This is a genomic window from Qipengyuania zhejiangensis (assembly GCF_035607565.1).
Lineage (GTDB): Bacteria > Pseudomonadota > Alphaproteobacteria > Sphingomonadales > Sphingomonadaceae > Qipengyuania > Qipengyuania zhejiangensis.
In genome coordinates, this window is sequence record NZ_JAYKGO010000002.1 from 224,619 (window position 1) to 247,887 (window position 23,269).

At 60.9% G+C, this 23,269-nt stretch carries 24 protein-coding genes; 12 read left to right on the plus strand and 12 right to left on the minus strand.

The genetic code is table 11. The features are described from left to right. Positions 1–110: 110 nt before the first annotated feature. Together VR863_RS07065 and VR863_RS07070 are read left to right on the plus strand one after the other, a co-directional pair. Entirely contained in the window at positions 111–398 is a 288-nt protein-coding gene (locus VR863_RS07065) for a hypothetical protein (protein ID WP_324827766.1), read from the plus strand. 93 nt (positions 399–491) lie between these two features. Further along, the gene (locus VR863_RS07070; protein ID WP_173214127.1) at positions 492–932 is read left to right on the plus strand and encodes a hypothetical protein; all 441 of its coding nucleotides are present in this window, start codon (positions 492–494) and stop codon (positions 930–932) included. A 13-nt stretch (positions 933–945) separates the two neighbouring features. Here the strand turns inward: VR863_RS07070 and VR863_RS07075 are convergent, their stop codons facing one another. Genes VR863_RS07075 through VR863_RS07105 form a run of 7 tightly spaced genes read right to left on the minus strand, consistent with a single transcriptional unit; the run spans position 946 to position 6,797 of the window. Further along, the gene (locus tag VR863_RS07075; protein WP_234030082.1) at positions 946–1,680 is read right to left on the minus strand and encodes a PepSY domain-containing protein; all 735 of its coding nucleotides are present in this window, start codon (positions 1,678–1,680) and stop codon (positions 946–948) included. 20 nt (positions 1,681–1,700) lie between these two features. Beyond that, complete coding sequence (locus VR863_RS07080; protein WP_324827767.1) at positions 1,701–2,267, minus strand: YybH family protein; 567 nt, start codon at positions 2,265–2,267, stop codon at positions 1,701–1,703. A 16-nt stretch (positions 2,268–2,283) separates the two neighbouring features. Further along, on the minus strand, positions 2,284–3,633 hold the full coding sequence (locus VR863_RS07085) for a copper resistance protein B (protein ID WP_324827768.1): 1,350 nt from the start codon (positions 3,631–3,633) through the stop codon (positions 2,284–2,286). Continuing rightward, complete coding sequence (locus VR863_RS07090; RefSeq protein ID WP_324827770.1) at positions 3,630–5,441, minus strand: copper resistance system multicopper oxidase; 1,812 nt, start codon at positions 5,439–5,441, stop codon at positions 3,630–3,632. Before VR863_RS07090 ends, VR863_RS07085 begins: the two co-directional genes overlap by 4 nt. A 48-nt stretch (positions 5,442–5,489) precedes the next feature. Further along, the gene (locus tag VR863_RS07095; protein ID WP_434784975.1) at positions 5,490–6,047 is read right to left on the minus strand and encodes an RNA polymerase sigma factor; all 558 of its coding nucleotides are present in this window, start codon (positions 6,045–6,047) and stop codon (positions 5,490–5,492) included. Between the two features lie 15 nt (positions 6,048–6,062). Further along, entirely contained in the window at positions 6,063–6,497 is a 435-nt protein-coding gene (locus VR863_RS07100) for a periplasmic heavy metal sensor (RefSeq protein WP_324827772.1), read from the minus strand. Positions 6,498–6,500: 3 nt separating this feature from the next. Continuing rightward, complete coding sequence (locus VR863_RS07105; RefSeq protein WP_202086632.1) at positions 6,501–6,797, minus strand: hypothetical protein; 297 nt, start codon at positions 6,795–6,797, stop codon at positions 6,501–6,503. Between the two features lie 149 nt (positions 6,798–6,946). On the opposite strand from VR863_RS07105, the gene VR863_RS07110 reads away from it, so the two are divergent. The 10 genes from VR863_RS07110 (at position 6,947) to VR863_RS07155 (ending at position 14,485) form a co-directional block, all read left to right on the plus strand. After that, on the plus strand, positions 6,947–7,633 hold the full coding sequence (locus tag VR863_RS07110; protein WP_324827773.1) for a class I SAM-dependent methyltransferase: 687 nt from the start codon (positions 6,947–6,949) through the stop codon (positions 7,631–7,633). Next, the gene (locus VR863_RS07115; RefSeq protein ID WP_324827774.1) at positions 7,630–8,097 is read left to right on the plus strand and encodes a DUF411 domain-containing protein; all 468 of its coding nucleotides are present in this window, start codon (positions 7,630–7,632) and stop codon (positions 8,095–8,097) included. Before VR863_RS07110 ends, VR863_RS07115 begins: the two co-directional genes overlap by 4 nt. A 44-nt stretch (positions 8,098–8,141) precedes the next feature. Beyond that, complete coding sequence (locus VR863_RS07120; protein WP_324827775.1) at positions 8,142–8,417, plus strand: hypothetical protein; 276 nt, start codon at positions 8,142–8,144, stop codon at positions 8,415–8,417. 281 nt (positions 8,418–8,698) lie between these two features. Further along, positions 8,699–9,982, plus strand: coding sequence for an APC family permease (locus VR863_RS07125; RefSeq protein ID WP_434784977.1), 1,284 nt, complete (start codon positions 8,699–8,701; stop codon positions 9,980–9,982). Positions 9,983–10,094: 112 nt separating this feature from the next. Further along, on the plus strand, positions 10,095–10,844 hold the full coding sequence (locus VR863_RS07130; RefSeq protein ID WP_324827867.1) for a glutaredoxin family protein: 750 nt from the start codon (positions 10,095–10,097) through the stop codon (positions 10,842–10,844). Continuing rightward, the gene (locus VR863_RS07135) at positions 10,841–11,254 is read left to right on the plus strand and encodes a potassium channel family protein (protein ID WP_324827777.1); all 414 of its coding nucleotides are present in this window, start codon (positions 10,841–10,843) and stop codon (positions 11,252–11,254) included. The genes VR863_RS07130 and VR863_RS07135 overlap by 4 nt, the downstream gene beginning before the upstream one ends. Continuing rightward, positions 11,251–11,778: a DUF305 domain-containing protein gene (locus VR863_RS07140; RefSeq protein WP_251105518.1), complete on the plus strand. Its 528-nt coding sequence runs from the start codon at positions 11,251–11,253 to the stop codon at positions 11,776–11,778. Before VR863_RS07135 ends, VR863_RS07140 begins: the two co-directional genes overlap by 4 nt. Continuing rightward, positions 11,775–12,263, plus strand: a complete 489-nt coding sequence (locus VR863_RS07145; RefSeq protein ID WP_324827778.1) for a DUF6692 family protein — start codon at positions 11,775–11,777, stop codon at positions 12,261–12,263. Before VR863_RS07140 ends, VR863_RS07145 begins: the two co-directional genes overlap by 4 nt. 93 nt (positions 12,264–12,356) lie before the next feature. Next, positions 12,357–13,061, plus strand: a complete 705-nt coding sequence (locus VR863_RS07150) for an NAD(P)-dependent oxidoreductase (RefSeq protein WP_324827779.1) — start codon at positions 12,357–12,359, stop codon at positions 13,059–13,061. 71 nt (positions 13,062–13,132) lie between these two features. After that, a complete protein-coding gene (locus VR863_RS07155) occupies positions 13,133–14,485 on the plus strand; it encodes an MBL fold metallo-hydrolase (protein ID WP_324827780.1) in 1,353 nt (450 codons plus the stop codon). Positions 14,486–14,496: 11 nt separating this feature from the next. Here VR863_RS07155 and VR863_RS07160 read toward each other — a convergent pair whose 3' ends face one another. The 5 genes from VR863_RS07160 to VR863_RS07180 all read right to left on the minus strand — a co-directional run bounded on the left by VR863_RS07160 (position 14,497) and on the right by VR863_RS07180 (position 23,215). After that, positions 14,497–16,827 carry a heavy metal translocating P-type ATPase gene (locus tag VR863_RS07160; RefSeq protein ID WP_324827781.1) on the minus strand — a complete coding sequence of 777 codons (2,331 nt, stop codon included), beginning with the start codon at positions 16,825–16,827 and terminating at the stop codon, positions 14,497–14,499. A 139-nt stretch (positions 16,828–16,966) separates the two neighbouring features. Beyond that, positions 16,967–17,350: a copper-binding protein gene (locus VR863_RS07165; protein WP_324827782.1), complete on the minus strand. Its 384-nt coding sequence runs from the start codon at positions 17,348–17,350 to the stop codon at positions 16,967–16,969. After that, on the minus strand, positions 17,329–20,496 hold the full coding sequence (locus tag VR863_RS07170) for an efflux RND transporter permease subunit (RefSeq protein ID WP_324827783.1): 3,168 nt from the start codon (positions 20,494–20,496) through the stop codon (positions 17,329–17,331). Before VR863_RS07170 ends, VR863_RS07165 begins: the two co-directional genes overlap by 22 nt. Beyond that, entirely contained in the window at positions 20,493–21,983 is a 1,491-nt protein-coding gene (locus VR863_RS07175) for an efflux RND transporter periplasmic adaptor subunit (RefSeq protein WP_324827784.1), read from the minus strand. Before VR863_RS07175 ends, VR863_RS07170 begins: the two co-directional genes overlap by 4 nt. Continuing rightward, positions 21,980–23,215, minus strand: coding sequence for a TolC family protein (locus tag VR863_RS07180; protein ID WP_324827785.1), 1,236 nt, complete (start codon positions 23,213–23,215; stop codon positions 21,980–21,982). The genes VR863_RS07175 and VR863_RS07180 overlap by 4 nt, the downstream gene beginning before the upstream one ends. Positions 23,216–23,269 lie beyond the last annotated feature (54 nt).

The window sequence follows — 23,269 nt, forward strand, 5'->3', positions numbered from 1 at the left end:
TGGCACAGCCGGTTGCAGGAATGGTGTTTTTCGGTCACCCTTTTTAACCGAAGCCGGTAGAGATGAATGGAACAGATCATGGTGACAACAGAGCTGTCGGAGAAGCAGTCGTGAGCAGGGTCAATGAGGACGGCAGCTGGGATATCCCGGAGCCCGATCATGCCGAGCTGGTGCAAATGCGCATGCGCCTCATAACTCTCGAGAACATAGTTCTCGGGCTTTTGTCCGGGGCGAGCGATGAACAAATCGAACGGATCAGCAAACGTGCGGACATGATCGAACCGCGCCCTGAGGCGAGCCGGCATCCGTTTACCGAACTGGCAGCAGGTGACATGCGGAAATTTCTCGAACGCGCTGCTCGCATGGCCAAGACCGAGAGGCGCGAAGACGGTGACTGATCCAGGCTTTGGGGCAGCAAAGACGTTACGCAGGACGTGGAACTCCGGCCAGCCGCTATTTCCTTGCGCACATCATTCCGGCGTATCCGCAGCATGACCAGAACCCATTGGCTCATCTTCATTTGTGGAAGCCTGATCGCGTTCGTCTGGGAGATTTTCCAGATGCCGTTTTTCAAGCCGGGCAATCTCGAGACTTATGAGCAGACCATTCGCTGCGGCATCGCAAGCCTGGGCGATGGCGTGATCCTACTCACAGCTTATAGCCTTGCTGCACTGCGCGGCGGGCACGCGTGGCCCTGGCAGTCAGACAAGCTACCCTATGCGATCTATTTCGGCTTCGGGCTTGTCGTCGCCATCGCCGTCGAAATGATCGCTACGTCGCTTCCTGCAAACAGCTTCCTGAGCTGGCGCTACAGCGATTTAATGCCACACGAGCCAGTGACGGGACTGGCGCTGATCCCGATCGCAATGTGGACGATCGTACCCGCACTAACGATCCTGCTGATCCGCTTTGCCCGCGTCGAACCTGATTGAACAAGGAGCGGCTTCAGGGAGCATTTGGCACAGGTTTTGCCCGCCGCCTGATCTTGGGAAACCGGTTGGCAAGCAGCACGAAGCCCGAAACCGCGATGATTGTCCCGCCGATCCCGAACAGTAGCAGCCACCAGCTGTTGATCCGGTCGCGCTGCGTCCAGTCCATGATATGCAGCCCCCAGACAAAGTCGAACAAGCGCCAGGTGTCGCTGCGGGCAGCGAGCACCGAGCCGCTCGATGCATCGATGTAGACGCGGGTATTATCCTCATCGCCGTAAGTGATTTGCCACGCCGGGAACGGACCGCGGAATTCGGTCCCGACTGCGTCTTCCACGAAAAGTGTTTTCGCTATGGTGGTTCGCGGCCCGGTCCAGGCACGTCGGGCGATGGCCTGTGCGCTCGCAGCGGGAAGAGGCGAGAGGAGCATGCCGCTTTCCGGATCGCGGAGCGTGACGCTTCCATCTTCCCGACGGACCTCGGTCACGGCCCTGCCGCCGACCGCGCGCGTCGCAAGGGAAACCACCCCCTCGCTGCTATCGAGCCATTGGGGCATGACAGCATCAGCGGGCAGGACCTCCGGCGCGCGCGAAACGACATGTTCGGACCGAACCTCTTCGATGTCGAGGAACGACATCAGCGCCCCGGTGGCCATCCATAGTAGCACCTGGACGCCGACAAAGATCGCCAGCCATTTGTGAAGCTTGCTGCCCAGCACATGCAGACGCAGCTTGAAAGAGCGAGTCGCCAATCGGTGTTCCCCCGATCAAATCAGTTGTTACGCGGCGCTCGTGACGATGAATGGTACTGAACGATCTTCCAGCCATCCGCATCATGGGCGAGCACCGAGGTCGCAACGCCTTCGCGGTCGATCACGCGGCCGTCGGCCAGTTCGATCCGATAGGTGTACGTTTCGCGGCCATAGGCCATATGTCCCATCCGGGTGACTGCGAGCGTCGGTTCGCCGAAGGTGAAGCTGGTTATTGCATCGAGTTCCGGTCCCAGATGATGCTCCATGTAATGCGTGAAGCTGCCTTCCGCCTTGCCGTTTTCGTAAACGAAGGATTCCTCGGCAAACAGCGCGGCCATCGCCTCTGCATCGCGCGCTGTAAGGGCATCGCGATATGAGGTCAGAACCGCCTCGGCTCCCGTAACGTCATCGTTCATCGCAGCCATATGTTCGGCATGGTTCATGTCCTGGCCCGAATGGTCCATCGGCATCGCCTCGGAATGTTCCGAATGCGCCGAATGGTCCATGGATTGTGCCACGGCGGGAGTGGCGCCCGCGGCCAAGGCCAGGGCCATCGCGACCGCGCTTAGAGATAGTCTCGTTCTCATTGTATATTTCCTTCTCTTAAAACCAGAATCGCAAGCCCACGATGTAATTCGTCACGCTCGGGTCTTCACCTGCAGCGCGTGCAAAATCGGCGCTCTGACCGATCCGCCATTCCTGCGAAACGCCGACATAGGGCGCGAATTCGCGTGCGAACTCGTAGCGAAGACGCAGACCTGCCTCGATCCGGTCGAGGCCAGCGCCAGTGCCGAGTTCGGGAATATCCTGAGCGGAAAGTGCGATTTCGGCACGCGGTTGAAGGATCAGCCGCTGCGTGATGCGCTGATCAAGCTCGCCCTCAAAACGCGCCGTCACATCGCCTTTGTTCGATACGAACGCTGCAACGTCTACCTCGAACTGGTAGGGAGCAATGCCCTGTATGCCAATGACCGCATGGGTCCGCTCGGGCCCTGTCAGATCCTTGCGGACACCGGCTTGGAAATCGAAGAAGGGCGCGATGGCGCGGCTCCAGAGCGCCTGGACCTCGGCGCCCTCGACTGGCTCACCGAAGCTGCCTTCACCTTCGGATTTGAACCAGAACTTGTCGATATCACCGCCATAATATCCCTGGATATCCCAAAGATATCCATCAGCTCCTTCGCGTGCGCGATACTCAAGCCGGTCGCCCTGAAACCAGAAGCGCATCCCGCCGTCGGTCTCGCGGACAAGCTCGCGGCGCGCTTCGTTCATGGCCTCCTCTCCCCAGATAGAGACGGCCGCACGGGCGGGGCCGCTCCCGGCTTCGGGAGGAGGCGGCAGCAGAGGGATTTCCGGCCCGGAGTTCATCTGCATGGCGGAATGATCCATCCCCTGCATATTCTGCATGGCCTGCCCTGGAGCCGGATCATCCTGCATCTGACCATGATCCATCTCACCCTGAGCGGTCTGATCCTGCGGCATTGCACCATGATTCATCCGGCTATGGTCCATCTGCCCGGCCTCCTGACCGGACTGGCCCATCGGCATCGTCATGACAGGCTGCCCTTGGGTCATTGGCATATCGCCGTGGTTCATCGCACCGTGGTTTGCCTGTCCACTTTCCTGCCCGGTCTGTTCCATGGGCGTTTCCATGCCCGAACGACCATCCTGAGCGGTCATCGAACCATGAGGCATCGTCGAGTGGTCCATGGTCGAGTGGTCCATGACCGCCTCAGACCGGGCAGCCGGTTCGCAAGCTCCTTCAGTAACCGGATGCCCCATCGCGCGATGGCGCTCGGCTTCCGCCTCGCACTTTGTCTTGGCGTCAGCCTGCGCCTCGGCGCTCTGCTGCGGCTCCGCCGGCGAGTGACCGGCATGCTGCGCCGCAGCGGGGGAGGCGAGAACTGAGCTGGCTGCGACCGATGCGAGCAGGCTGGCAATACGAATCTTCATGCGCCCTCTCCGTCCGGATTGGCAACCGTGACGATCTGAAACATCCCGGCATGCATGTGATAGAGAAGGTGGCAGTGGAAGGCCCAGTCGCCAGGCTCATCCGCCGTCAGGTCGAACTGCGCGCTGCCACCCGGCTGCAGGATAACTGTGTGCTTGAGCGGTTGACGGTCGGCCGGGGCGCCATTGACCAGCTCGAAGAAGTGCCCGTGCAGATGGATCGGGTGCGCCATCATCGTGTCGTTGATGAGCTTCACGCGCACGCGCTCGTTATAGGCGAAACGGATCGGCTCGTCGGAGACGGCGGAAAACTTCTTGCCGTCAAACGACCACATGTAGCGTTCCATGTTCCCGGTGAGATGGATTTCCATCCGCCGCGAGGGAGTCCGGCCCTCCCGATGAGGTGTCAGCGAGCGGAGCTTGCGATAGTCGAGCGTGCGGTGAGGGACATCGGCGAGGCCGATGCCGGGATCGCCCATTCGGTCGACCGGGTTCATCGAGACCATGTCTAGCCCGGGTCCGACCTTCACATCGGGAGGCAAGCGCGAGATATCACGCATCTGCATGCCTCCCGCCATTCCGGCCATGCCCGCCATATCCGAATCGCCGGACGAACCATGGTCCATTCCCGCCATGTCACCGCCACTGCTGTGGTCCATTCCGGTCATGCCGGCATCGCCGCCGGAGCCATGGTCCATGCCGCTCATGCCCATATCAGCCATGGTCAGCAGCGGGGGATCGCGCAGCGGAGGTATGGCGGCGCGCGCGCCGGGTGTGCTCGCAAGTGTGGCAATACCCATGCCGGAGCGGTCCATGGACTCTGCCACCAGCGTGTAAGCCTGTTGCTCGCCCGGCGTCACGACGACATCGTAGGTTTCGGCAACGCCGATCTGGAACTCGTCGACCTCGACCGGTTCGACATCCTTCCCGTCCGCCTGCACGACAGTCATCGGCAAGCCGGGAATACGGATATTGAAGAAGGTCATGGCTCCGGCATTGATGAAGCGCAGGCGTACGCGCTCGCCGGGGCGGAAGAGATATTCCAGGTTGTCGAGCGGGCCGTGACCATTGAGGAGGTAAGTGTAGGCAGCGCTCGACACATCGAGGATGTCGGTCGGCATCATGCGCATCCTGGCCCACATCCGGCGGTCCTCGCCCGAAAGCGGATAGTCGTCGGTCCAGGTGTTCTGGTTGTAGTTGAAGTAGCCTTCGCCCTTCTTGAGCTTGTCGAAGATCGTGTGGGGCGACATATCGCTGAATTCGCTCAGCACCACGATATATTCGCGGTCGGCCCGCACCGGATCGGGTCCGGCGGGATCGACCACGATAGCGCCGTAGTGCCCGGCCTGTTCCTGCAACCCGCTATGCGAGTGCCACCAATAAGTTCCTGCCTGCCGCACGGGAAATTCCGCTGTGAATGTCTCGCCTGGTTTGACGCCGGGAAAGCTCACGCCGGGTACACCGTCCAGTTGGAACGGCACTAGCAGACCGTGCCAGTGAATTGAGGTATCTTCCTCGAGCTGATTATGAACGTTCAACCGCACGGTCGTGCCCTCTTGCAAACGCAACAGCGGACCGGGGATCGTGCCGTTGACGGCGATGGCGCCGCCGCGCCTGTTACCCGTCGCGAAGGCAGAACGTGCGACGGTGAGGTCGATATTCGGCCCCGCTACCTCGTCCAGTCCTTTCCTAGCGTTACCCGCTAGGAGGTCCGCGCCGCGCGCCCAGGCCGGCATGGCACCGGAGAGACCAAGCAGGCCCAGCCCGCTAGCACTTGTTCCAAGGAATTTTCGGCGATTGAGGGCAGGCATAGGGGGCTCCTGAAAATGCGTATACCGTCACATACGCGGTCAGCTGCCCTACCCCTCAAACTTTTCGAACCGCTCCTTCAGCCGGTTGCGCGCACGATAGATGCGCGTCTCGACGGCTTTCTCGGTGGTGCCGAGCAGCTCGGCAGCCTCGGCCTGGCTGTACCCCTCGACAGTGACCAGCACGAGCGCCTCTTGCAGCCGCACCGGCAAGCGCCCGATTTCGACCTGGACCAGCCGCAGCTGTTCGCGGGCTCCGGCAACATTTTCCGGATTGGGGGCATCGTCGGCAACGGCGTCGGCTTCCCGCCCGCTCGGCAAGCCAAGGAAGCCCGCAACTTTCCTCCGGCGAAGCCTGTCGCGGCACTTGTTGAGAACGATTGTCGTCAAATAGGGACCGATGGGCTTGCTCGGATCGAGGCGATGACGAGTCAGCCAGACCGACGCGAGACCGTCCTGAACGACATCTTCGGCCCGCGATGGTGAACCCAGCATGCGCGTGGCAAGCGCAATCAACCGGGCGATCTCGCTCTCGACGAGAGCTGTGAACGCCCGCTTGTCACCGGCTATCGCCCGCCCGATCAGAGCTTCATTCGAAGTGTCATCCACCGCTGCCAAGGCTGGTCAGTCACGCGGATCGCGCGTGAGGGCCGCGGACACTTTCCGGTCGAACTGGCGCTGCTGATCGGGATGGAGAATTTCCCGCATGTCGAAGACGTGGCGCACGGTCGCTTTCTGCAAATCGCCCATGCGCGCATGCACCTCGTCGATCGCGGCACTGACTTCGGGCCCGTATTCGTGCTCGGTTTCCATTGCCTGGGCAAGCTGGGCGTTGGCCGCCCGCGCGGAGGCTTCGAGCCTCGCCTGTTTTACCGCGAAACGCGCTTCGAGCGCATCGAGCCGCTGCTCCTGGTCAGCCGTGAGCGACAGTTCATCGTGAACGAACTGATGCAGGCTACCCTCGGCATCGCTGTTGGACCAGCGTTCGGCGGCAAAAGCTCCGAGACATCCGGCGAGCGCCGCCAGCAGGACCGCCAGGACAAGGTGAAACTTCTTCAACGCCTATGACCCCACATGAAGCAAAGCAGCGGGCGACAGGGATTCTCCGCCAACGAGGCTCTCGCCAACAATTTCTGTAGGAGCGCCATATTCGGACGGCCATCCGCTGGTGCCAGCACCTGCCGCCAAGCCGACGACAAACAGACCGGCGAACAAGGCCATTCTGCGCCGCTGATCGGCAATTTCGCCAAGCTGTCCCGCGCGCTGCCAGACGCCGTTCATGAAGTCGGGCGGCACGTCGCCAGCCTCCTGCGAGGCCATGTTGCCGAGCATCGCGTCGAGTGTCTGATTATCACGCATCCCTTGCTCCTGTCGGTTGCACGGTTCCTATACGCGACACTTCGCGCAAACCCTCAAGTTTCTTTCTTGAGGGCTGCGGGTTGGCGACGCGTAAGAGGAGATAAGTGTAGTAACAGCGGTATGTACCAGCGTCGAATGGGAGCCATGGCATGAAAAGCGCGGCAGTTCCGCCAAAAGAACGCGAGTTCACTCCGCCGCTGGGCAAAAGCTGGCTCACGCCGTTCTATGACCGCGCGATCGCAATCTTTACGCGCGAGAGCCGGTGGCGCCGCGCGATCGTCGAAGAGGCCGTATTGGTGCCGGGCGACAAGGTCATCGATGTCGGGTGCGGCACCGGGACCTTGCTCAGAGCGCTGATGGCCAGCTGTCCCGAAGCCGGCTTCATCGGCGTTGAGCCAGACCCCGCCGCGCTGGCGATCGCGCAGCGCAAATTCGGTGCCGGAGTCGATATGGTCCGGTGGCACAACGGCTTTCTTGACAGTCTCGAGCTTTCCGGCGGCTGGCAACCAGATAAGATCGTCAGCAGTCTCGTCCTTCACCAGGTGCCCGTTTCGCAAAAACGCGCGATCCTCGAGCAGATCGAGAACCTGCTGGCCCCCGGGGGCATGGCGCTGATTGCTGACTATATGGGGCAGGATGCTCCAGTCATGCGCGCGCTGTTCCGTTCGAGCGTTCAGCTTCTCGACGGCGTGAAGGACACCCAGCCGAGCGCCGACGGAGCCGTCGAGAAATTGCTCGCCGAAATTTTCGCGGACGCCGAATTGCTCGATCATATCCATACCGCGACCGGAACCATTTCTCTCTGGCGCGGCATCAAGAAAGGCAATGTCCAATGAACCTCATGAAAGATCCGAGACCGCTACGCCGTTCGCTGGCGGCCTCGCTCCTCCTCGCCCTTGCAGCCTGCTCGAATGCAGCGCAGGCCGCGACCTACACCATGTACCGCGACGCAGGATGCGGCTGCTGTCTCAACTGGGCCGGTCACGTCGAACATGGGCTCGAAGCAGAGGTCGCCTCGGTCGACACCGACGACATGGCTGCGCTCAAGACAGCCAGGGGTGTGCCACAGGATCTGTGGTCGTGTCACACGATGGAAGTCGATGGCTATATCATCGAAGGCCACGTGCCGGCCGATGCCGTCGCGAAGCTATTGCGCGAACGCCCCGAAGGCGTTGCTGGCCTGGCTGTGCCCGGAATGCCGCTTGGCTCGCCCGGAATGGAAGTCGGAGAGCAGGTGCAGCCCTATGATGTCATCGCCTTCGGCCCAGGCGGGCGGAGCGTGTTCGCATCCTACCCGTGACTATGGACAAGCCATTTTCGCGCCAACTCTAACGGAGGACCATCATGTCGGACTATTCGGTCAAAACCTCAATTCTCATATGGGGCTGGACACTCAGTCTCTTCCTCCTTTTCAGCTACCTGATCTGCATCGGTTTCGGCCTGCTCGCGCCCGAACAGGCGCACATGCACGAAGCGTGGGCGCCGCTGCTTCCCGGTTTCGAATGGCTAACCCTCTCGGGCTTTCTGGCAGGCGCTCTCGGCAGCTTTCTGTACGGTTGGTACATCGCGGTCATTGCGGTGCCACTGCTGCGATTTTTCCGAAACCGGTTCAGGACGTAGTAAATCGGCAGCGATGGACGCGTGCCTTGATACTCGCGGAGTATTCTTCGGCTGCGCAAGCAGTCCGCTTCGGGCCGCAATTTGCTCGAGCGCCCCGAGCAAAACGCAACCCTCCGGATTTGTCCTGAAATATTTTTGAGGGATGAGCCCCGGCTGAACGTACTGGTCGGCATGATCTTTCTTGAACGGGAGACCATCGACAGGGGAAAGTCTTGCAAGACCATGAGCACGAGAATCAAAGCGAGACAGCTGGTTCGATAACCCTGCTGGGCGGCGTGGCGATGGGAACCGGCGTCATGATCGGTGCCGGCATATTCGCGCTGACCGGGCAGATCGCCGAGCTTGCCGGCCCGCTCTTCCCCTTATCCTTCATCGCTGGCGCGCTGGTAACCTCGCTGGCGGCCTACAGCTATATCAAGATGTCGAACAAATGGCCGTCTTCGGGCGGCATCGCGATGATCTTGCAGAAAGCATACGGACCCGGCGTCATTGCCGCGTCGGCATCGCTCCTGATGGCGCTCTCGATGGTCATCAATGAAAGCCTCGTGGCCCGCACCTTTGCGACTTACGCGCTGCGCCCGTTCGGCCTCGAAAGCAGCGGGTGGCTCGTTTCTCTCGCAGCGCTTGCCCTCATCATCTTCGCCTATCTCGTTAATGCAGCGGGCAACAAATCGGTAAGCGGCTTTTCGCTCATCATGTCCGCCATCAAGATCGGCGGCATCGCGCTATTCGCAGTCGCGGCGATCTGGGCCAGCGGTTTTTCATCAGGCGCATTTTCGCAGCCCGTTTCGCTGACGAATGCAGAAGCCCTGCTCGCCTCGGTTGCTTTCTCGATCCTCGCCTTCAAGGGCTTCACCACGATTACCAATAGCGGCGGCGAAATCGTCGACCCGCACAAGAATGTCGGCCGGACGATCATGATCTCGATCGCGGTCTGCATCGTGATCTATCTGCTTGTCGCAGTTGCGGTGGGTTCGAGCCTGAGCATATCCGAGATCGTCGAGGCGCGCGATTATTCGCTCGCGGCAGCGGCGCGTCCGGCGCTGGGTGAGCTGGGCTTCTATTTCACCGTCGCGATCGCGATCGCCGCAACGACTTCGGGCGTGATCGCGAGCGTATTTGCTGTGTCGCGCATGCTTGCGATGCTGACCGACATGAAGATGATCCCGCACAGCCATTTCGGCATGAGCGGCGGGATACGCAGCCACATGCTGGTCTATACGGTGGTCATTGCCGGGACGCTTGCCGTCTTGTTCGATCTGTCGCGGATCGCCTCGCTGGGCGCCTTCTTCTACCTCGTCATGGATATGCTGGTGCACTGGGGCGTCCTGCGTCACCTGCGCAAGGAAGTCGGCGCGCGCGCAACAATACTTCTCACAGCACTTGCGGCAGATGGCGTGGTCCTCGCAGCCTTTACCGCGGCCAAATTGCGCAGCGATCCTGCGGTTGTCGCCTATGCGGCGATCGGCATCGTCGCGGTGTTCGTGGGAGAATGGATTTACCTTTCGCACAATTCCGAAGCGCGCGCTTCTCACAAAGATGATCGGTCAGGAGAGAAGAGTTGATGGCACCTTCTTCAACCAGCTTTGCCGCTTTTACGCCGGGCTTTTTCGAAACCGTTCACCGAAAACCGGCGTTGAGCACGAGAAACGTCAGGCAAAACAGATGGAGCGATTCATGACGACCCGAACAGCGGCGGTCTACCGCATGGTCATGGAGGACCATGTCTGTCCCTATGGCATCAAGACGGTCGATCTCCTCAAACGGCAAGGCTTCGAGGTCGAGGATCATCACCTGACCAGTAGGGAGGAAACCGACGCATTCAAGGAAAAGCACAACGTCGAGACCACCCCGCAGACCTTTATCGAAGACAAGCGCATTGGCGGCTATGACGATGTCCGCGAATTCTTCGGCAAGAGCCGCTCGCAGCCCGAGGAAGGCGAAACCAGCTATCAGCCGGTCATTGCGATTTTCGCGGTCGCGCTTCTGCTCGCGCTCGGACTGAGTTGGGCTTTTTTTGATAAGCTCTTCACTGTCCGGGCCGCCGAATGGTTCGTCAGCCTGTCGATGACCCTGCTCGCCGTTCAGAAACTTCAGGACGTGCGCAGTTTCTCGACGATGTTCCTCAATTACGACCTGCTGGCGCGGCGCTGGGTGCCCTATGGCTTCGTCTACCCTTTCGGCGAAGCCGCTGCCGGCATTCTCATGACCGCGGGCGCGCTGACTTGGCTTTCTGCCCCGCTGGCATTTTTCATCGGCACCGTCGGCGCTGTCAGCGTCTTTAAGGCTGTCTACATCGACAAGCGCGAACTCAAATGCGCCTGCGTGGGCGGCAGCAGCAATGTGCCGCTCGGCTTTGTCTCGCTGACCGAAAATCTGTTCATGATCGGAATGGGTCTGTGGATGGGCGCGAAGCTTCTCGCATGATCACCGCGCTCCTCCTCGCCGTCTTGCTGTTCCTTGCAGCCGTCGCTTCCCACCTTGCCATTCTGGGTGTCGGCCACCGGCTTCTCGATCGCCGCCGCGATACGCTGGCAAAGCTTGCCGTTTCGCTGCTCGTGCTCGCGTCGCATTTTCTGGTCGCGATCCTTTTTGCCGCAGGTTTCTGGCTGGGCGCGCAATGGGGCTTGGGAGGTTTCGACAAGGCGCCTTCAATGGACTGGATGGACTACTTCTATTTCTCGCTCATCAACGTGACCACACTGGGCTTGGGCGACATTTATCCGACCGAGCACCTGAGAGTTCTCGCCGGCGTCGAGGCCCTCACTGGCTTCGCTCTCATCAGCTGCTCGGCGCAGCTATTCTGGACCATGATGCAAAAAGGAGAAAAAGCATGACTGAAAAAACCTCCCATTCGGACAAGGGAGGGGGCGGCAGCTACTGGCGGTTCATGGCCATGGTGTCGACCTCGACTGTGATCATGTTCTTCCTGATGTATGCCAACACCTTTACCGTCGATGATCTTTTCTGGAGCGAAACGCGCTTCTGGATGATGTTCGTCATGGGTGCGATGATGATGGTTGTCATGCTGCTCTTCATGTGGGGCATGTACAAGGACCGGACCAAGAACTTCATCATTCTGGGCGTCGGGGCCTTTGTGTTCGCGCTCGCACTATGGCTGGTGCGCAGCCAGACCACCGTCGACGATACCGAATATATGGCAGCGATGATCCCGCACCACTCGATCGCGATCATGACCAGCGAACGCGCGAGCCTGAAAGATCCTCGCGTGCGCGAACTCGCTCAAGCGATCATAGTCGCCCAGCGCCGCGAAATCGCCGAGATGAAATATCTCATCGACGATATCGAGCAGAACGGTCCGCGGACCGAAGAACGCCTGCCCGAGGAGATGCAGCAATGAACAAGATAGCTCTCACGGCGCTCATCGCGCTTCCGCTCGCCGCCTGCAATTCGAACACCGCTCCGGGCAACGACCGCGAAGCCCAGCTCGACCCGCCTGCCACTGCCGCGCCGATCGAGGATGCGGCCAGTGCACTGGCAAATGTTGACTCAGGCCTGATGCTTCCCGGGACCATGAATGACGCGGACCTTGCTGCTCTGGGCGCAGGACAGGCCTGCCAGTTCCGCCTGACCGAAGTGGCCTTTCCCTCATTTGTCTATGACGGTGACGGGAGCGGAGCGATCAAGATCAATGGCAAATTGATCCCCGTCGCTTCTGATGGTCCCGGTAGCTATTCGAATGGCCAGCTTCGGATCAAAACCCGTATGTTGGATGGTGAAGGCGATGCGGGCTTGCAAATGCAGGAGATGATCGTCGCAGCGCCAAGAGCCAAGGATGAATTCGGCTTTTGGGGCTATACCACCTGTCCGGCTGACGGAGCCTGAAACTGGCAGGGCGCACGGGCGGGCCAGCGGCTACCCCATGCGCCCGCGCCTCCTCCGTTCGTCGCCCCCGCCAGTTTTAACAGGAACAAGCAGATGACTGATACGAGGCCCATCGCTGTCTTCGGGGCGGGCGGGAAGACCGGCACCGAGCTATTGAGGCGTGCCCTTGCCTCGGACATACCGATCCGCGCCTTCGAACACACAGTGCCTGGATCAGACGAGCGGGTGGGCGACTTCGAATATATCGAATGCGATGTGCTGTCGGACGATTTCGCGGGCGATCTCGATGGCTGCCGCGCGGTTATCTCGACGCTCGGTGTCGCTTTCGGTCCGGGCAATGCGATCGATCCACCGACGCTCTATACCGATGGCACGCGCAACCTGCTCGAGGCGATGGCACAGACGAAGATCGACCGCATTGCCGTGATCTCCGCTGCCTTCGTCGAACATCAGTCGAGCGTCCCGGCCTGGTTTGAACTCACCGCCAAGCCTGCATTGTTCAATATACTCGAGCAGATGCGCGCCATGGAAGCGATGCTCAGCGACGCCCAAGGCATCAAATGGACGGCCGCACGACCGGGCTGGCTGCTGGATGAGCCTTACACCGGCGATGCCGTCATTACGGACGAACGCTTGGCAGAAGGCTGTTTCCGCTGCCGTCATGCTGATCTCGCGGCGAGCCTGCTTGAATTCGTGTGCGAAGATACCTGGATCAACGCAAAGCCTGCCATCGGCAGGCCCGAAGCCGAACATTTCGAAAGTCCCGCCGCCATCAAGGCCGAACTCGGGATCGATTGAGCGCCGTATAATTTTGCGATTTGTGACAGGCCCGCACGTTGCAAGTTGTGAGCAACAGACAAGGAAATCGTATGTTTCTGGAGAAAATCAAAACCCCTGGCCTCTCGCACCTTTCCTACATCATCGGCTCGGGCGGACAGGCAGCGGTCATCGATCCGCGCCGGGACTGCGAGGTCTATGTCGAAAAGGCCCGGGCCGAAGGGCTGGAGATAACGCATATCTTCGAAACCCATCGCAATGAGGATCTGCTCAGCGGCTCGCCGATCTTGGCCAACTTGACAGGAGCCACGGTCTATCACGGGCCCAACGCGGCAGGCGAAGTCATCTTTGCAAGGACCGTGCGCGAAGGCGATTGTTTCGAGCTGGGTCAATTGAAGATCGAAGTGCTGGAAACACCTGGACACACCGATGATCATCTCGCTTTCGTCATCCATGACAGCGAATATTCCGAGGGACCGGTCGGCGTCTTTACCGGCGATGCGCTGTTCGTCGGCGATGTCGGGCGCACCGATTTCTATCCCGAGCGCAAGGAAGAAGTCGCGGGCCTATTGTTCGACTCCCTGCAGAAACTTTGCGGCCTCGGCGATCAGGCGATTATCTACCCGGCGCATGGTGCGGGCTCGGTTTGCGGGTCCGGAATGGCCGACCGGGAATTCTCGACAATCGGCCACGAGCGGCGCAACAACCCGCGCCTGCGCATCTCCGACCGCGACGAGTTCATCAAGGCGAAGGTAGCAGAGCACCACTACCAACCGCCCTATTTCCGGGTGATGGAGCGGCTTAACCTCGAAGGGTCCGATGCCGCGCCGCGGATTATGCGGCCAAGGCGTCTGGGGCTGCAAGACCTTGGCGAGAGCGGCGCTAATCACCTGGTCGATGTGCGCGAGCCGCTCGCCTATGCCGCCGGTCATATGCCGGGCGCCATGTGCCTCCCGGTGGGAATGATACCGGCGTTTGCCGGATGGTTCCTCGGTGAAGGCGACAGGATCGCCCTCGTTGCTTCCGAGGAAGGCCAGCTAGCCCAGGCCATGTCCCATCTGGTGCGCATCGGTCTCGATAATGTTGTGGGCGGCTATGTCGGCGTGGTTCCAGCCGCCGCACAGGGCAAAGCGATGCGCAGCATTCCCATGATTGGCACCGAGGAAGTCGCGCGCAGGCTCGATCAAGACAGCGGCGAGTGGACCTTGCTCGACGTGCGCGACGCGGACGAACGGCAAGAAGCAAGTATCGACGGCTCAGAACATATCTATGTCGGTGAGCTCAACACGCTGTGGGAAGAGCTCGACCGCGGCCGCCACTACACGCTGATGTGCGCGAGCGGTATGCGGGCGAGCGTTGCTGCGGGCTGGCTGGCAAGCCAGGGCTTCAAGCGCCTCGACATCTATCTCGGCTCCATGGGGGCATGGAAGAACGCGCATAGCTGAAGTTTGGCCTCTCAGACTACAAGGCGCAGACCCCGCAGCCGCAGTGCATTGCCAATGACCGATACGGAAGAGAGGCTCATGGCCGCCGCCGCGATCATTGGGCTTAGCAGCACTCCGAAGAAGGGAAACAGCACGCCGGCCGCGACCGGTATGCCGAGCGTATTGTAAGCGAAGGCGAAAAACAGGTTCTGCCGGATGTTGCGCATCGTCCCACGCGACAGCACGATGGCCTGCACCACTCCCGTCAGGTCGCCGCGAACCAGCGTCACGCCGGCGCTTTCGATTGCGACATCGGTGCCGGTGCCCATCGCAATCCCGACATCGGCGGCGGCGAGTGCAGGCGCATCGTTGATTCCGTCCCCGGCCATGCCGACGCGGCGGCCTTCCGCTTTCAGCTCTTCGATCTTTCTGTGCTTGTCTTCGGGCGAGACATTCGCATGCACCTCGTCGATTCCCATTTCGCGCGCGACCGCTTCGGCAGTGCCGCGGCTGTCGCCCGTCAGCATAACGACCCGGATGTCGCGCTTATGCAGCGCCGCAATGGCCGCTGCGCTGGTAGGCTTGATCGGATCGGCGACAGCGATGAGCCCTGCCGGACGGCCATCGAATGCCACGAACATCACCGTCTGACCCTGCTTGCGACCATTTTCGGCCGAGCCCAGCCAGGCCTCGTCATTGATCCCAACGCGCCGCATCATCTTCTCATTTCCGATCGCAACACGGCGGTCCTGGACGTTGGCTTCAACGCCTTCCCCAGTCGTCGAAGCGAGATCCGTGGCATTGGCAGGAGAAACGCCGCGCGTCCGCGCGCCCTCGACAATGGCATAGGCCAGCGGATGTTCGCTCCCCATTTCGACACCTGCCACCGCAGCCAGGAAATCGCTTTCCTTGATGTCATCTGCCGGCGTCACCGCCACCAAATCGGGTTTGCCCATCGTCAGCGTGCCGGTCTTGTCGACCACCAGCGTATCGATTTTCTCGAGTGTCTCCAGCGCCTCGGCATTGCGGATCAGAATCCCGTGCTGGGCACCCTTGCCTGTGCCCGTCATGATCGACATCGGCGTAGCGAGACCGAGCGCACAGGGACAGGCGATGATCAGGACTGCAATGGCATTGACCAGCGCATAGGCAAGCGCTGGTGCGGGCCCCCAGATTCCCCATACCACGAAGGTGGCGATGGCGATCACAACCACCGCAGGCACGAACCAGCCCGCCACCCGATCCGCCAGTCGCTGGATCGGTGCGCGGCTGCGCTGCGCCTCGGCCACCATCTGGACGATCTTGGACAGCATCGTGTCCTTGCCTACACCGGTCGCGCGCATGACGAACCCGCCAGTCTGGTTGACCGTGCCGCCAATGACTGTGTCGCCAGCCTGTTTGGCGACCGGCAGCGGTTCGCCGCTGATCATGGATTCGTCGATGGCGCTCGATCCCTCTTCGATCTCGCCATCGACCGGAACCTTATCGCCCGGTCGAACGCGCAGACGATCGCCTGTGGCCAGCTGGTCGAGCGGCACCTCGCGCTCATCGCCGGAGCCGAAGATCTTGACCGCGCTGGGCGGCGCCAATTCGAGCAATGCGCGCAAAGCGCTCGAGGTCGAGCCTCTTGCCTTGAGCTCGAGGACCTGTCCGAGCAAAACGAGTGTGGTTATGACCGCTGCCGCCTCGAAATAGATCCCGACCCGTCCCGAATGGTCGCGGAACGCTGCAGGGAACAGATCGGGCGCGACCGTCGCCACCACGCTGAACAGATAGGCGATGGCAACGCCAAACCCGATCAGCGTGAACATGTTGAGATTGCGCGTCTTGAGCGACTGGACGGCCCGAACGAAGAACGGCCAGGCTCCCCAAAGAACAACCGGTGTGGCAAGGGCAAACTGCGCCCATTGCGCCCAGGCAGGTTCGATCAGCCGGTCGAAACTGAGCCCCGGTGCCATGTCGCTCATCGCGTAGACGAACAAAGGCAGCGTGAGCAGTGCGCTCCACCAGAACCTACGCCGCATGTCGACCAGTTCGGGGTCGGGGCCATCGTCCAGCGAAACGGTTTCCGGTTCGAGCGCCATGCCGCAAATCGGGCATGAACCCGGCCCGGGCTGGCGGATTTCAGGGTGCATCGGGCAGGTGTAGATCGTGCCTTCGGGCATAACCTCGACCGCGACGAGATGCGCACCTGAGAGATAGAGCTCGGGATCGGTGACGAACTTGTCGTGGCAGCGCGAAGAACAAAAATAGTGCTCGGCCCCCGCATGCTTCGCGATATGCTCTGCTCCGTCGATCGCTACGCTCATGCCGCAGACGGGATCGATGGCGGTGCCTTCGAGTAAGCTTGCGTCCGTGCTCATCGCTCTTCCTTTCTCACTCTAAAGCAGACCTCTTACAGCCTTGTGCCGAATATCTTGGCGGTGCCGGCACGATACCAGATTCCGGTCGCCCCGCATCTCATTGGGCGGCACCAGGTTTGCCAGGCACCACCCAACCGACTCACTGCTTCGTGATCGACGTGATCACATTGCCTTCAGAACCGGTACGAAATTCAAAGGCAATTCCCTCACCGAGGCTTACTTCGCTGCGCAGTTGTTCATCGGCTTCAAACGCCATGGTCATTGCAGGCCATTCGATCGCCGGGACCGGACCGTGGTCGACGGTTATCGTGCCCGCTTCGGCATCGATTGCAGTAACCGTGCCCTCTGCGCTGGCGGTTTGCATTTCGCTGCCAGGTTCCATCATCGGCATATCTTCGCCATCCATCATCATTTCATTCTCTGCCATCGGCATGTCGTTCATCTCGGCAGTGTCCTGGCCAGAATCGCAGGCCGCCAGCGCCAGCGGGGCGGCCAATAGGCTCATGAGGGTTGTGGTACGCATTCTTCTTCTCCTTGCGGTTGGGTTGGCCGTTCGGGCCGGGGGCGCCGCATCAACAAATATGCGGCGGGGATAACGAACATCGAAAGCAGCGGCGCGGTGATCATGCCGCCCACCATCGGCGCGGCGATGCGGCTCATGACCTCCGAACCTGCGCCGGTTCCAATGAGGATCGGGAAGAGACCGGCAAGAATGACGGCCACGGTCATTGCCTTGGGACGCACGCGCAAAAGAGCGCCCTCCCTGATGGCTTCGCCCACGCCGTCCGCATCGAGGGCGCCGCTGCGCCGGGCCAGTGCAGACTTGAGGTAAATCAGCATGATGACGCCGAATTCTGCTGATACCCCGGCAAGGGCAATGAACCCCACCGATGTCGCAACAGACTGGTTGTAGCCCATCAGATAGAGCAGCCAGAAGCCGCCGGTGAGGGCAAAGGGCAGCGTGCCCATAACAAGTAGCGCTTCGTCGAAGCGGCGGAAGATCAGGTACAGCAAAACGAAGATGATGCCGAGCGTCGCGGGAACGACGACCTGCAACCGCTCATTAGCGCGGGTGAGATATTCAAACTGGCCCGCGTAAGAGATGCTCACACCGGCAGGCAGATCGACGCCATCTGACACTGCCTCCTGAAGATCGCTTACGACCGAGGTTAGATCGCGCCCGCGCGTATCGACATAGACCACGCTGATAAGACGGCCTTGCTCATTCTTGAGCATCGGGGGGCCATCGCTGACGCTCACCTGCGCTACGGTGCCGAGCGTAATTTGCTGGCCAGAGGGGGTTAGCAAAGGCAGCGCGCGCAGTTCTCCGAGACTGTCGCGGATCTCGCGCGGATAGCGGACATTGATAGGATATCGCGCCAATCCTTCGACTGTCCGTCCGATATTCGCGCCGCCGATCGCGCCTGACACAATTTGCTGAACATCGGCGATATTCAGCCCGAAACGCGCCGCAGCGACCCGGTCGATGTCCACATCGACATAGCGGCCTCCCGAAAGACGCTCTGCCAATGCGGAGCTGACGCCAGGAACCTGTTTTGCGACATTCTCGACCTGCAAAGCTACGCGCTCGATTTCGGCAAGGTCCTCGCCGGACACTTTCACGCCGATCGGGCTTTTGATACCGGTCGCGAGCATATCGATGCGGTTGCGGATCGGGGGCACCCAGACATTGGCGAGTCCCGGCACCTGCACAGCACGATCGAGCTCGTCGACGAGCTTCTCTGGCGTCATGCCCGGCCGCCAGTCTTCGCGCGGCTTGAACCGGATGGTTGTCTCGAACATCGTGAGCGGCGCGGGGTCGGTCGCTGTATCGGCCCGCCCCGCTTTTCCGAAAACGGTGTCGACTTCCGGTACGGATTTGATCAGTCGGTCCGTCCGCTGAAGCAATGCGGACGCTTCACCAGGAGACAGGCCAGGCAGAGCGCTCGGCATGTAGAGGAGATCGCCTTCATCGAGCGGGGGAAGAAATTCTCCTCCAAGACGGGTGAACGGGATCAGCGCTGTAAGGAATACCAGTCCGGCCACAACCAAAGTGGTTTTCGGTCGGCGCATTACCCAATCAAGACCGGGCCGGTAGGCGTTGGTCAGCAAGCGATTGAGGACGTTGGTGTCCTCCTTGGGTATCTTCCCGCGGATCAGCCAGCCCATCAGAACGGGAACCAGCGTCACCGACAGAATGGCGGCCGCCGCCATGGCATAGGTCTTGGTAAAGGCCAGTGGGGAGAAGAGCCGCCCTTCCTGCGCCTGCAGAGTAAACACCGGCAGGAACGATAGGGTTATGATCAGGAGGCTGAAAAACAGCGCTGGCCCCACCTCTTTCGATGCGTCCGCAATCAGTTTCCAGCGCTCATCGTTGGACATCTGTTCGTCCGGATGGTCCTCTTCCCAATGCTCGATATGCTTGTGCGCGTTCTCGATCATGACGATGGCAGCGTCGACCATCGCGCCGATTGCGATGGCGATGCCGCCCAAGGACATGATGTTCGCATCGACCCCCTGGAACCGCATCACGATAAAGGCCGCCAGCACCCCCAATGGAAGCGTGACGATCGCCACCAATGCTGACCGCACATGCCATAAGAATAGCGCGCAAACGATCGCGACGATGATAAATTCGGCGATGAGTTTTCCGGTCAGGTTTTCGATCGAGGCGTCGATCAGCTTCGAACGATCATAGGTCGTGACAATCTCGAGCCCTTCGGGAAGACTAGCCTGGAGCACGTCGAGCTTCTCTTCGACAGCCGCGATGGTTGCCCGCGCATCCTCGCCCTGTCTGAGCACGACAATACCGCCTGCGACCTCGCCTTCGCCATTGAGTTCGGCGATCCCTCGCCGCATTTCGGGGCCAAGCTGTATCGTGGCGACATCGGACAAGGTGACGGGGATACCGTTACCGACCGATTTCAGCGGAATCTCTCTGAAGTCGTCGAGAGACGTGAGATAGCCTGAAGCGCGGACCATGAATTCGGCCTCGCCCATTTCGACCACCGATCCGCCGGCCTCCTGATTTGAGGCCTGGATGGCACGCACGACATCGCTGTAGGTGACGCCAAGCGAAGCCATCCGGTAGGGTTCCAGCACGACCTGGTACTGCTTGACCATGCCGCCAACGCTGGCGACCTCTGCAATGCCGGGGATGGTCTGGAGCTCATAGCGCAGGAACCAGTCCTGAAGACTTCTGAGCCCAGCAAGATCGCTGTTCCCCGTTCGGTCGACGAGAGCATATTCGTAAATCCAGCCCACCCCCGTCGCGTCCGGCCCGAGCGAGCTTGTCACACCTTCGGGCAATTCGTTTTGCACCTGGTTGAGATATTCGAGCACGCGCGAACGCGCCCAGTAGAGGTCCGTCCCATCCTCGAAGATCACGTAGACGAAGCTGTCGCCGAACATCGAATAGCCGCGCACTGTTTCCGCGCCCGGCACCGAGAGCATCGTCGTTGCGAGCGGATAGGTGACCTGGTCCTCGACGATACGCGGAGCTTGCCCCGGATAATTCGACCGCACCACGACCTGCACATCAGACAGATCGGGGATCGCATCGACAGGCGTTGCGCGCACCGCCCAGAAGCCAGCCAGCGTGACCGCGAAGGCCGCCAGAACGATGAAAAACCGATTGGCGATCGAGGCATCGATTATGCGCGCGATCATCGGTCGGTCTTCCGAATGGATTCGATGCGCGGACCGGTGTCGTGCTGCGAGAAGGTAAACTCGACCTTGTCGCCCGGTTCAATACCGTCAACTAGAGCGGCGTCGGCGAGGGCGAAGGGCATGACCATGCTTGGCCATTCGAGGGCGGGAACCGGCGCCTGGTTGAGAGTGATCGAAGCACCAGCGATTTTCGTCACTCTTCCCGTAGCGGTGTATGCCCTCATCTTTGGCGAGCCGTCCGACGCCATGCTCATGGTCCCATCGATCGACCTGACGTCGATCCCGCCAAGACTTGCTTCGGAGTCGATCAGGAACTGACCTGAAGTGACGACCTGCTCGCCCTCCGCAAGGCCTGCGAGTATCTCTGTCCTGCCATTCGCTTCGCGCCCGATTTCGACCTCGGCAGGCAGGAACGCGCCTTCATCCTGCTTGAGCATCACGAGATTTCGGCGTCCGGTTCGAATGACCGCCTCCGACGGTACCAGCAAGGCTCGCCGTGTGTCAGGTGAAAGCGACACCTGCGCGAACATCCCCGGTTTCAACCTGCCGCGCGGATTGGGTAGCTCAGCCCGGACGGTGATGGTTCGGCTCGCGGCATCGGCGCTAGGAAGGATGGCAACAATTCGTCCCGCAAATCGCTGATCCGGATACGCTGCCAAGGTCGCACTGATGGGCTGGCCCTGCCGGACATTTGCGGCCTGGACTTCAGGAACCGAAGCTTCAAGCCATATCGGCGTAAAGCCCGTAATCTCGGCCAAAGTTTGACCTTCCATTACAGTCATGCCCGAGCGCACCCCAAGCATTGTTACGGCACCGCCCACGGGAGCCGTGACGGTGATCGTGTTTTGAGCTCTGCGTGTGCGTTCAACGGACGCGATCATTGCGTCGGTCATGCCGAGCAAGCGCATGCGCTGCCGCATCGCGTCTGCAAGTGCCTGATCGCCGGTATCGAGCACAGCAATGTATTCACGCTGCGCGCCGCCCCAGTCAGGGACAAGAATGTCGACTATCGGAGCGCCGCGACGCACGACATCGTCCTGTGCAAGACCATAGGTGCGTTGGACATATCCGCCCGCTCTTGGCTGGACGATGGCAACATCCCGGCTGTTGTACGCGAGGACGCCCGTCACGGTGATTTCCGGCTCGAGAACTCCGAACTCCGCCGCTGCAGTGCGAATGCCGAAATTCTGGACTAGGCCCGGATCAATCCGGACGCCCGCTTCCGCAGCTTCTCCCGCGCACTTGGGAACCAGCATCATGTCCATGAAGGGCGACTTACCGGGCTCGTCAAAACGTTGTCCGGGCACCATCGGATCGTACCAATAAAGCACATCCTCACAGTCAGTATCCGTCGCCGAGCCAGCTCCGCTGCTCTCGCCGCCGAGCATGTGAAGACCGTAGCCAGCAGCCAGGCTGACAAGGGCAATACCTAGCCCAGCCGCAAACATGCGTTGGCGCTGCGTAAATCGTTCGAGCACGGAGTTCATGGCCTGCCCTCCCCGTATGTGAGTTGTAGCTCGACCGCCGCCTGCACGGCCGCCTGTTCGCGTTCGAGAATTTCCAGCTCGAGCAAGGCAAGTGCGGATTTCGCCGCAATCACATCGACGAGATCGGCACGCCCGGCCGCAAAGCTGGCTGTCTCGAGGTCAACGCGGTCACGCGCGAGCGGAAGAAGTTCATCACGCGCGCGGCGCCATTGGCGCATAGTGCTGCGCCAAGTGGCGAGATCGGCTTCGAAATCCGCAACCAGCGCGCGTCTGCGATCCTCGCGGTCGGCCAAAGCGGCAGCGGCATCGGCTTCGGCGGCGGCGATGCGCGGATTCTGCCGCCGGTCGGTGAAGATCGGAAGAGTAATCGACCCCATGACCGACACCGCATCGCCAAACGCCTGGTCGCGACGACCATAGTTGACGCTCACCCCAAAATCCGGCCTCTTTTCAGCGCGAGCGAGCGCGACACCGGCTTCGGCCCGGTCTCGTTCCGCATCGGCCAGAATGAGTTCGGGATTCCCTTCCAGTTCGAAGCGAAGCTGGTTTTCATCCAGAGCCGCCGTGGGAGCCTCACCCAAGGCAACCGGGTCAGGGAACGGTATGTATCGGGAAAGCTGCGCTTGCGCCGTCTCGCGCTCGGCCTCGATCGACGTCGCTGCATCCTCGATCCCAAGCAATTCGCGCCGTATCACGAGGCTTTCGGCCGGGCGGGCCGAGCCCGACGCAACTGCGCTATTGGCAACAGGGATGAAGGCTCGCAGCTCATCGAGCGCTGTGCTGGCGAGATCGAGGCGTTCTTGCGCGTAGAACAAGCTGACCCAAGCGGTTCCAGCGCTTGCGAGAAGATTGCGCTCCGCCATACCGAGCCGTGCTTCCGCCACCCGAACTTCGGAACTGGCAACGCCATACCTCGCCCGTCGCCGCGCAAGATTGGGTATCTCCTGCTCGATACCGATGGCGACTTGCGTAGGAAGTTGCCGGTCAAGCTCGAACGCCGCGGGTCCGCTTACCGGAAGGTTCATAACCCCTGCGCGTAAACGCGGGTCGGGAAGCTCGTCCGCCGCTTCCGCAGCCTCGCGCCGTGATTGTACACGCAGCGCGCCAGCTTCCAAAACGGGTTGCTCGCCCCGCACCGCTGCAAGTGCTTCCTCGTATCCGACAGACTGCGCTTGCGCAGCTTGCGCGGCGAGCAGTGCCGAAAACGGCACCCAGCCAATTCGCCAATCCATAATTCTCACTCTTTCAAAGCGAACTGGCCGGGAACGACTTCGGCGTACGCGTCA